This window comes from Ruegeria sp. BG10 (genome assembly GCF_056538575.1).
In genome coordinates, this window is record NZ_JBQFTI010000010.1 from 23131 (window position 1) to 32558 (window position 9428).

Annotated in this window: 11 protein-coding genes; 6 read left to right on the top strand and 5 right to left on the bottom strand. The window is 53.9% G+C overall.

Features of this window, described 5'->3' with window-relative positions:
- Window positions 1–45: 45 nt before the first annotated feature.
- Complete coding sequence (locus tag ACR0D8_RS21950) at window positions 46–435, bottom strand: DUF983 domain-containing protein (protein ID WP_480649658.1); 390 nt, start codon at window positions 433–435, stop codon at window positions 46–48.
- A gap of 120 nt (window positions 436–555) precedes the next feature.
- Here ACR0D8_RS21950 and ACR0D8_RS21955 point away from each other — a divergent pair, with 120 nt between their 5' ends.
- Window positions 556–1965, top strand: coding sequence for an aminotransferase-like domain-containing protein (locus ACR0D8_RS21955; protein WP_480649659.1), 1410 nt, complete (start codon window positions 556–558; stop codon window positions 1963–1965).
- Between the two features lie 70 nt (window positions 1966–2035).
- On the opposite strand, the gene ACR0D8_RS21960 is transcribed toward ACR0D8_RS21955, so the two are convergent.
- Entirely contained in the window at window positions 2036–3799 is a 1764-nt protein-coding gene (locus tag ACR0D8_RS21960; protein ID WP_480649660.1) for an adenylate/guanylate cyclase domain-containing protein, read from the bottom strand.
- A gap of 84 nt (window positions 3800–3883) precedes the next feature.
- Window positions 3884–4501, bottom strand: a complete 618-nt coding sequence (locus ACR0D8_RS21965; protein WP_480649661.1) for a TetR/AcrR family transcriptional regulator — start codon at window positions 4499–4501, stop codon at window positions 3884–3886.
- A gap of 106 nt (window positions 4502–4607) precedes the next feature.
- Between ACR0D8_RS21965 and ACR0D8_RS21970 the strand changes: the two genes are divergently transcribed.
- From ACR0D8_RS21970 to ACR0D8_RS21985, 4 genes are all read left to right on the top strand, one after another.
- Window positions 4608–5069: a DMT family transporter gene (locus ACR0D8_RS21970; protein WP_480649662.1), complete on the top strand. Its 462-nt coding sequence runs from the start codon at window positions 4608–4610 to the stop codon at window positions 5067–5069.
- Window positions 5070–5129: 60 nt separating this feature from the next.
- Window positions 5130–5585: a nuclear transport factor 2 family protein gene (locus tag ACR0D8_RS21975; RefSeq protein WP_480649663.1), complete on the top strand. Its 456-nt coding sequence runs from the start codon at window positions 5130–5132 to the stop codon at window positions 5583–5585.
- Complete coding sequence (locus ACR0D8_RS21980) at window positions 5578–6456, top strand: ergot alkaloid biosynthesis protein (protein WP_480649664.1); 879 nt, start codon at window positions 5578–5580, stop codon at window positions 6454–6456. The genes ACR0D8_RS21975 and ACR0D8_RS21980 overlap by 8 nt, the downstream gene beginning before the upstream one ends.
- A 135-nt stretch (window positions 6457–6591) precedes the next feature.
- Window positions 6592–7080 carry a DUF1993 family protein gene (locus tag ACR0D8_RS21985; RefSeq protein ID WP_480649665.1) on the top strand — a complete coding sequence of 163 codons (489 nt, stop codon included), beginning with the start codon at window positions 6592–6594 and terminating at the stop codon, window positions 7078–7080.
- A 107-nt stretch (window positions 7081–7187) separates the two neighbouring features.
- Here ACR0D8_RS21985 and ACR0D8_RS21990 read toward each other — a convergent pair whose 3' ends face one another.
- Entirely contained in the window at window positions 7188–8090 is a 903-nt protein-coding gene (locus ACR0D8_RS21990) for a LysR family transcriptional regulator (RefSeq protein ID WP_480649666.1), read from the bottom strand.
- Window positions 8091–8203: 113 nt separating this feature from the next.
- Here ACR0D8_RS21990 and ACR0D8_RS21995 point away from each other — a divergent pair, with 113 nt between their 5' ends.
- Window positions 8204–8611, top strand: a complete 408-nt coding sequence (locus tag ACR0D8_RS21995; RefSeq protein WP_480649667.1) for a RidA family protein — start codon at window positions 8204–8206, stop codon at window positions 8609–8611.
- A 244-nt stretch (window positions 8612–8855) separates the two neighbouring features.
- On the opposite strand, the gene ACR0D8_RS22000 is transcribed toward ACR0D8_RS21995, so the two are convergent.
- Window positions 8856–9311 (bottom strand): RrF2 family transcriptional regulator, encoded by a 456-nt coding sequence (locus ACR0D8_RS22000; protein ID WP_480649668.1) that lies wholly within the window; start codon window positions 9309–9311, stop codon window positions 8856–8858.
- Window positions 9312–9428: the final 117 nt, after the last annotated feature.

Consider the following 9428-nt stretch of genomic DNA (forward strand, 5'->3'; position numbering starts at 1 on the left):
AACCATCCTTTGAAAGGGCTGAGAATTCATTGGGAGGCCGGCTGGCTAGAACCCGTGCATGCGTTTGGCCCATTGGTATCCGACAATCAGGCCCTTCATGACCGGCAGCAGTGCCAAGGCACCTGCAACTGCGATCACAGACATGCTCAAAGCCAAGACCCAGGGTTCTGGCCTCCATGTCACCCAGGCGATGTGCAGCGCAAACCCCATAAGGTGGCCAACGATCAGGATCGTGAGGTAGGCCGGACCATCATCAGCCCGCTGATGGCTCAGATCCAAACCGCAATTCGAGCACTCATCGTTCACTTTGATGTAGCTATGCAGTAGTTTTGCTTCCCCGCATCTGGGGCACTTGAGGCGCATCCCATTCATGATTGCGGGTTTGATGGGGCGCTCTTCGCTGTCGTCGTGGGCGTCAATTGCAAGTTCGGACATCTTTGATCTCCTTCGGTTGCGCCACAGATAGGTCATTTTCAGACATAATGCAATCAATAGCCAATCAATATGATGACAGATGCGACAATATGTTGAAATACGCCTGTAATCTGGTTAAAAGTGACAGACACAATCTTCTATATTGAATGGAATGATGCCTTGAAATCATGGACACCGAATCTGCGCGACGACGGGAAACCACTCTATGTCCAGATCGCGGAAGCGATCAGACATGATATAGAGACAGGTGTGCTAGATGCAGGTGACAGGCTTCCGCCTCAACGCAGCGTCGCCAAGCTTGTCGGCTTGGATTTCACAACCGTGTCACGCGGATATTCTGAGGCTGCGAAGCGAGGGTATATCGACACTTTTGTCGGCCGGGGCTCGTTTATCCGGAAACCAGAAGAAACTTCAGTAACAGCGGACCCGCGCCGCGCGCTTGAAGAAGACCCGAATATGAACATGCCCCCAGAGCCAGATGATCCGGCTCTGGTGGTCCGTATGGAACAAGGCCTCACACATGTTGCTGCGAACCTTGTTCCTCTGCTTCGTTACCAATCGATTATCGGCAGCCGGCAGGACCGGGAGACCGCAGCACGCTGGATGAATATCAACGGTATCGACGTTACAGCAGACCAATTGGCAATCACGCCTGGCGCACATGCCAGTTTGCTGTCGATCCTGACGCTGCTCACCAAGCCCGGAGACACTGTGATCTGTGAGCGCGTGACCTATCCCGGTATTCGCGCCATCGCGGCCCAACTCGGTATTCAGCTTGTCGGCGTGAGATCAGACGACAGCGGTATTCTTCCTGGTGATCTGGATGCCGCTATCCAAGAGCACGCACCTACTGCTCTTTATCTGAACCCGACGCTGCAAAATCCCCTGACGCTTACAATTCCGATGGAAAGACGTCAGCAGATCGCGTCCGTTTTGGACAAGTACGGTTTGCCTTTGATTGAAGATGACGCTTGTCGTTTTGTGTCATCGGATGCTCCACCGCCTATCTCACAGCAGATTCCCGAATTGGGGTGGTACATCGCGGGTCTTTCGAAATGTCTGGGCGCTGGTTTGAGGCTTGCGCTTACGGTGGTTCCATCTGGGCCGTCGAAAACCCATTTCACGCGGGCTTTGCAGGCATCGAATGTCATGGCGTCACCAATCACAACAGCTCTGATGGCGCGATGGATTGAGGATGGCACAGCCGCGGCGGTGCAAAAGTTCGTCCGCAAAGAGGCGAACCGCAGACAGAATTTGGCGGCCAAGATTATGCAGGACCAAGACTTCGTCAGCAGCAACGAAGCATTCAATATCTGGCTCAAGCTGCCCGAAGGGTCGAACCGAGCTGACGTGATGAGCCACATGGCCAATCGTCAAGTAGGAGTCATGCCGAGTAACGCCTTTACCGTAACAGGTGCACCCGACGAAGCGGTCAGGGTGTGCCTGGGAGGGCCAATCTCATACAGCCAGCTGGCTGAAGATCTCGAAGCGTTGAACTATGCGATTACCCACCAAGACTGGGTTCCTTAATCGCAGAAGTACTACGGTGTGACTTACGGCGGCAGCGATCAAATCCAAGAGCCCGCTGGTCTAATAAAGCTTATGGTGGAACACCCGCCTGGATGAGGCTTTGAACCACTTTCGCGCGCCAGTCTGAGTTGCGTATCGGCAAGACCCGTTCATAGAAAGATGCTGTGGCATCTGGATTGGCCTCAAGCAGAGACTTAGCGGTAGCACGGGCATCTTCCAGGCGACCAACTTCAGAATATGCGGCAATAAGAACCCATCGCGTTGAGGCCCATTCCGGATTCAAAACATTTGAACGCTTAGCAAACTCTATTGCCCTTTCCGGCTCTCCCGCGAATAACCATCCCACAGCTGCAACGGAGAGCTGAGCAAAAAGTTCCGGGTCGTTATGGCTTAAGGACATCGCTTTTTCGAGTTGTCGCAAACCCTGTTCAATTTCGTCCCCGAAGATCAGAACGCTACCGGCAATGGCAGCAACAAATCCGGAGCCCGGATTCAACCTAATCGCGCGTTGCACGGCTTCCAATCCGGCATCAAAATCTGCCTTCAGCATGGCCAGAACAAACCCACCAAGTACCACAGTCTTTGCGTCGTCACTTCCGGTTGCAAGCGCCCTGCGTGCCAAGGCTAACGCGCGTATTCGATCATTTTCACATTGAGGTGGCCAACGGTGCATTATGCGTTGGACGAGGCACCACCCCACATGGGCAAGGGCAGGTGCGTACTTGGGATCCAAATTGATGGCCCGTTCAAGCAAATCAAGCGCCTGGGTATTGTGGTCTTCACGAACGACATAGACATGCGGCAATGCCTGAAGGTAAAGATCGTAAGCTCCTAAATGAGCCGTCGGAGTTTGGAGCGCTCGCTGGATTTCGGCTTTGAGCATCGTTGGTTCCAACTCACCAACAACACTGGCGGTCAAACGATCCTGAAGCTCGAAAATGTTTTCCAAACGCGCGTCGAATCTGTTCGCCCATAGATGCACACCAGTTAGTGCATCCACTAGCTGTCCTGTAATGCGGACCTGGTCTTCAAACTTTCGAACGCTGCCTTCGAGTACAAAACGCACTCCAAGATCACGCCCAACTTGACGTGCGTCTACCGTTTGACCTTTGTACGCCAAAGTGGAATTACGAGAGATCACCCTGAGTTCGCTAAAACGCGAAAGGGACGTGACGATGTCCTCGACCATACCATCAACAAAATAGTCCTGTTTGGTGTCTCCCGACATATTGATAAATGGAAGAACGGCGATTGACGGTTTCTCGATCACAGACTTCGATTGGGCGGTATTTGAATGTGAAGCGGGGGAAGCAGGTGGTCCAATGGAATAAACTCGTATTGGATCAGTAATATTCTTGAGCCGATGCTCGCCCATATCCTGGATTTCTACGCCCAAATGCGACCGCACCTGCCGATATGCATCCTCGGAAATGCAAATCCCGCCCGGCCGAGACAGACCTTCGAGCCGGGCAGCTACGTTGACACCGTCGCCCATAAGGTCACCATCGCTTTCCTCCACTACGTCTCCAAGATGAATGCCAATTCGGAAATCAATGCGCTCGTCGCTGGGTGCTCCAGAATTGCGTTCGTGCATGGCGCTCTGAATTGCCATTGCGCAGCGCACGGCCTCGACCACACTGCGGAATTCTGTCAGTACACCGTCGCCAGTGCGCTTAACAAGTCGACCGCCATGTGCGTCAATCGCGGGATTGATAACATCCTGTTGGACAACTCGGACATTTAGAAGCGTGTCTTCTTCAGCGATACCAATCAGCCGGCTAAACCCAACGATGTCAGCAATCAAGATCGCAACAAGCTTGCGGTGAGTGGACATCACGGGCATCTCCTTGCTGAATCAAATGCCGCACAATGGCTTGGCATGCAACCTTTGCTCTGGAGTGTATTTGTACTGAGGCCACTAACCGCTAGAGTTGAGCACCAGTTTTGTAAATCTTTGGATGTCCGCTGATCTGACCGGTCTTTGCTGAACGATGACGTGCCAATACAGCGGCGCGATGAACATATCGAGCACCACGCCCTTATCTGCGTCTTTTGAAAGCTCACCACGCTCGCTAGCTCTGTCCAGCATGACCATTGCCTGGGCCCGGCGATCCCGCGTCACACTCTCCAGCAATTCCGCCAATTCATCAGAACGAGCGTGCTCAGCATGTAGGTCCGGTAGAATCCGCCTCACAAGCGGATGACGCAGAGTTGCAGCCATCCTGCGCATAAGCCTGGCAACGTCCTTCTCAAAAGATCCTGTGTCAGGAATTGGAGTGATATTCGTGGCCGCTGATTTCACCGCTTCAGTCACCAGTTCAAACTTGGATTTACTACGTCGATAGAGCGCCGCCTTTCCGACACCTGCGCGAGCCGCAATGCGCTCCATTCGTAGAGCCGAGTAACCCGTTTCCGCCCATTCCTCGAACAACGCGCGTTGGATTGCTTCCGTCACTGTGTCTTGCAAAACGGCAGCCCCAGCCGGCTTCCGGCGCGGCCGATCAGGATTTTTTACGTCGGAACTCTTGCGTTCCATCGTGATTCTCCTTTATATAGGACGAAACGGTATCGTTCCGTTGTACTTTGAGGCAAACTTGTCGATACCGCAACCCGTTTTTGGCGGCTGATGAAAGGACGCGAAGATGGACCCGAAAATCGCACTTCTGTGGTTTGCGCCTCTGCTTTGCGGGGCCTTGATACCCATCCATGCCGGAATGAACGCAGAGCTTAGCCGCGCGGCTGGTCACCCGCTCTGGGCAACTCTGTTGTCGTTTGGAATTTCATTCGTTTGCCTGGTGGTCGGCATAGCATGGCTTCGACCGACATTGCCAAGCTTATCATCACTATATGCGGCTCCTCCCTGGGCGTGGGTAGGAGGTGTGATCGGTGTCATTTACGTGATGGCGACCATGGTTCTGATCCCACGCTTTGGGGCCGCCGCTTTTATTGCCGCAGTCGTCGCCGGACAAATGGCGATGGCACTCATCCTGGACCAGAGCGGGCTACTTGGAAACGCTGCTCGACCAGCGGACTTCTATCGCATCACTGGTGCTGTGCTGTCAGTCTCCGGTGTTCTTATCATGCAGTTCGGAAAAGCGACATAAAACAAGTCACCACTCACATCGACCCCCTCAACAAAGTTCAACATGAAGTTAGGAGAGACCATGTCCGACACTAACACGATACCCAGCTTTGGCGCGATGCTACGCACCGCCCTCGGAGATGCAATCATCGCAGAAGCAGGCGAGAACTTCCTAGACATGTGTGACGAAGGCATCGTGTTCGAGTTCCCGTTTGCTCCAGAAGGCTCGGTGCGAGAACTCCGCGGCCGAGACACGATGGCCGCCTATCTGCCAAAAGCCGGAGGCCTCATTAGTTTTGAATCCATGAGCCCGGCAGTCACCCATGTTGCCAAAGACGGTGAAACCTTTGTTTTGGAGTTCTCCTGCAAAGGCAAAGGCGAGGCCGGGCGCTACGATCAGAACTACATCTCGGTCATCGAGGTCCAAAACGGACGTATCACGCGCTATCGCGATTACTGGAACCCTCTGGTTCTGCTGAATGCTGTCGGAGGCGTCGAAGTTCTGAAATCCAAACTGGGAGACTTTATCGATGGCTAACTCCATTCTTGTTACCGGCGGTACTGGGAAAACCGGCAGCCGCGTTGTCGAACAGTTGAAAGCAAAAGGCGTCTCTCCGCGCGTAGGCACACGTAGCCCAAAAGGTGAAAACGATGCGCGCTTTGACTGGAAAGGCCCATCGACATTTGATGCCGCGTTTGAAGGCGTCAGAGCTGTTTATCTCGTAGCACCCACGGACACCGTGGATTCACTGGGAGCCATGCAGCCCGGTCTTGAGGCGGCACTTTCCGCGGGCGTCCAACGCTTCGTGCTGCTCAGTGCCTCTTCTTTGGAAGAGGGAGGGCCCATGATGGGCGCAGTCCACGCCTGGCTGCGCTCTAACGCTCCGGAATGGGCCGTGTTGCGTCCAACCTGGTTCATGCAGAACTTCTCAGAGCTTCATCACCGAGATCCCATTCGCGATGAATCCGCCATCTACACAGCAACAGGGGACGGCCGAGTTGGCTTTATCGATGTTGGCGATATAGCAGCCTGTGCAACGGCGCTGCTGGTCGCTCCCTCAGTCGAAAACACGGACTATACTCTCACTGGCCCGGAAGCGATTTCTTATGATGTGGTTGCTGAGGTGCTAAGCAGTCAATTAGGGCGGCAGATCATCCACCATCCTCTAACCGTCGAAGAACTGGTGGATCGTAATCAGAGCCTCGGGTTGCCGGAAGAGTATGCAAAGACTTTGGCTGCTATGGACGGCGCAATCGCTGGCGGGTCAGAGGATCGTGTCACTACCGATGTGCTCAAATTGACAGGCTCGTTGCCAACTTCCATCGATCAATTCGTTCAGCAAAATCTGGAAGCTTGGACGCAGAGAAAAGATATCAAGATGCGCGTGGCTGAGACAGCGAACATGTGAGATGCGTGTGTCCTTAGCTGACCTTCGCGTAGGCTTGAACGATCTAATCGATTTCGACACGTTTTTGCCGATGCTGCCGAAACATCGAGCGAGGGCATGATTTTGGAAAATAGATTCACGTAACAGGAGATCTCGATGATTGGAAATACGCAATTTGACGATGCTCTTTCTCCAGCAATTGAGTACTATTTGGAGCAGTCCGGTAAGCTGCTAGAGGCTATCGCCGCGCAACCAAATTCGAAAGAACTCCTTGCGGTCCAACTTGCTCCGGATACTTTTGACACTGGATTCCACCTCGCAGTGGCCATCCAATTTGCCGCGCGTGCGCTGTGCCTTCCTGCCGGTCATCCAGTGCCTGAAATCGTAGAACCTTACAGTTTGTCGAGCCTTAAGACGTTGTACCAAGACGTTTCTGAAGCTCTGTCCTCTGCTCAGTCATTTGATTGGAATTCAGAAGTCACCCATGTCGCCGGAAAAGCGAAATTGAAACAATCCGCCGCCGATTACGTTATCCGCTTTGCCTTTCCAAACATGCTGTTTCACTTATCCCAGGCGTATGCGGGATTGCGCCACGCCGGACTTTATATTGGGAAGGCCGATTTTGATGGGCAGCACAAATACTAAGTTACTGAGGTTTGAGGCTGACCTGTCACTTACGCCAAATGCAGGGAACTGTGACACGGGCCCCTGCATCCAGAGTTCCGCATCGCAATGAACTTTGGAAACTCGGATTAACTCCCATTGCCAGAAGGAAGCTTCTGGAGATCCTCACTCAGCATGTCGATGAAGCGTCGTACACGTGGCTCCAGCAGACGTTTGTGTGGATAAAGTGCCAGGATCGGAAGCTGACCATGGTCAAGGTGGGGCAGAACCTTCTCAAGACGACCCTCTGCAATGTCGGTGCCGACCAGAAGTTGCGGCAATAATGCGATGCCAAGGCCTTCTAACGCCGTCGCTCGTAGGGCCTCTGCGCTGTCGAGACGGAGGCGGACTTGCCCCTGAGCGCGAACCCAAGTGCCGTCATCTTCTTGCAGATTCCAGCCTTGCCGCTCGCTCCGGCTTGCGAACTGAAGCAGATCGTGGCGCGTAAGCTGTTCAACATTCAACGGTCTTTCGCGCTCGTAAAAATAGGTCGGCGCGGCACATAAGACTGCTTCATCCCGGAGAAGCGTACGCGCAATGAACCCTTGATCGGGAGAACTCACACCGATCCGGATTGCAAGGTCAAACCCCTTTTCGACGATGTTGTCGACCCGATCAGAGAGCGACATCTCGATCTGGGTATCAGGCCAGGTGTCAAGATATCGGCGCACCGTGGGCAGCAAGAGGATTCGGCCAAGCGCGTCCGGAGCCGTTATTCTCAAGACGCCGCGCGGCACGCCGCTATCACTGGCGATGCTGTCGTCGGCGGCCTCGATTGCTTCACGAATAGCCAGCCCGTGTTCATAAAGGCGCTTGCCTTCTTCGGTCAGGCCCATTGCGCGCGTGTTTCGGTTCAATAGCCGGGCACCGTATCCATCCTCCAGTCGCGCGATGGCCTTTCCGGCCGTGGATCGTGACAGCCCAAACATCTTTCCGGCGGCCACGAAGCTTCCGGTTTCGACGACCGTAAGAAACAGGAGGATGTCATTCACTTTCGATCCAATCATGCCCCTTTGTAGCATGAAGTTCGCAGCTGAAGCGATCTATATTCGATGTTTATAAAGCCTACGTCTTTCGCCAAGACCGTCCACAAATGGAGAAAGACATGTCCACAGCAATTGATCGTATGAACCCTCCGATGTTGCCGGATGCGAGCAAGGTCGGGTATTCGCAAATCTCCATCGCGCATCCCGGTGCACTTGCATTTGTATCTGGTCAGGTGGCTTGGCGGCCTGATGGGACACCAACGCCCACGTCGTTAGTCGAGCAGACTGCTATCGTCATCGAGAACCTGCAAGGAGCGCTCGATGCGCTTCAGGCGACGTCTGACGACATCATCCAGATGCGCGTCTACATGACTGACCTGCGGGACGAGACACAAGAGATCGCGATGGGCGCCATCCTGCGCTTTCTAAACGGTGCAATGCCGAGCCTGACCGGCATTGGAGTAACCGCTCTTGCGGGGCCGGAGCTTCAGATCGAGGTGGAGATGGTGGTGCAAGTGGCTGCCTGACTTCTGCCAACGATAGACAAGTCCATGACGCCCTTTGCACCCACCCAAGCTTGGCCGAACTGGGGCGGCGGCAACCGCTGTATCGGCCGCCGCTTTGATGCCGTGCTTCGCGCCAGCCCAAGCACAATCCGAGTTCAAAGGATCAAGTGAAGTGTCAAGCTTCTGGCTCTCATTGATGCGTGATCAGTGCATGTGGCGTGGAACAGCAAATCTCCGTCGTCAACACAATTACATTGGTCAACTGCTATTCAGTACTAGTCGATGCCCGCGCCTGGTATGCTGCGATTTCTGCGCGTGATAGTTCGATGAGGTCTTCAACACTCTGACTGGCAAGGGTTTGCAAGAAACTCTCGCGCGCCGCATCAAGTGCCCTTTGCGTCGCGGCATTTGCTGATCGCTCTAACAAGCAAGTTGGCGTGTCATCCGACGCGCCAATTGCAAAGAGTTTTGGCTCGCCTAAGGCAGAGTAGACATCTGTTAGCGACAGATCTGCCAGCGGCTTCTCAAGATACCAGCCGCCACCATGTCCTTTCGACGAACCAACGATACCTGCCTTCCGCAATAGCCCCATCGTGCGCCGGACTAGAGAAGGATTGGTATTGAGCATTTGCCCGATCAGTTCTGATGTCATCGGTTCCTCTGTCTCACCAAGGTGCATCAGGACGTGCAAAACGCGGGATAGTCGGCTGTCGGTTCTCATCGGTTCCTCCCCACTCGGCAGTTTAGGGCAAGTACGGTCATGTGACAAATAAAAGCACATGATATTGACACAACAAGTCACGTTACTTATAAAGTTACGTTAATTCGTTCTTCCGCA